Source organism: Isoptericola croceus (assembly GCF_029382255.1).
GTDB classification, from domain to species: Bacteria; Actinomycetota; Actinomycetes; order Actinomycetales; family Cellulomonadaceae; genus Isoptericola; species Isoptericola croceus.
Genome location: NZ_JARLLG010000027.1, coordinates 1 through 467, shown reverse-complemented (window position 1 = coordinate 467; position 467 = coordinate 1). Strand labels below are relative to the sequence as shown.

1 protein-coding gene is annotated in these 467 nt (G+C 62.1%); it reads right to left on the bottom strand.

The window, feature by feature from the left end:
- Nucleotides 1-100: 100 nt before the first annotated feature.
- Nucleotides 101-467 (bottom strand): chlorophyll a/b-binding protein (locus tag PZC42_RS24295; RefSeq protein WP_277213936.1); only part of this gene is annotated, 367 nt, incomplete at its 5' end.

Genomic DNA, 467 nt, shown 5'->3' with positions numbered 1-467 from the left:
GCGAGGGTTTAATTTCCGGGCGGGAAGTCACCGTCGTCGCTCGTTGTACAGGCAGGGCCTAGTCGTACACAGGAAACAGCAACCAGCAGCTGAGCTGAGCTCAAGGGGAGATTGATCTGGGGATGATGATGTCGCCGATGTTGTTGTGCCACGGGTCCGAGAGGTGGCTGGCCAGGTTCTCCAGTGGGCCGGTGCCCGGGTACGCCGACTGTTGGACGCAGAAACCCACAAAAGCCAGCATGGCCAATCGCCCGTTCTTGATCTCCTTGAGCTTGTACTCCTCGAACTTGACGGGGTCCTTGGAGAAGCCGAGGGGGTCGAAGGCGCCGCCGGGGTACTTCTTCTTCTCGGGGTCCTTCTCCATGGTGCGCTGGTGCTCGGCGAAGGCGATGGCGACGAACTCGATGACCAGGATCGTCGGCAGCGTGCCCCATGGCACCGGGTTGCCGAGGTACGTGGCCTGGCCG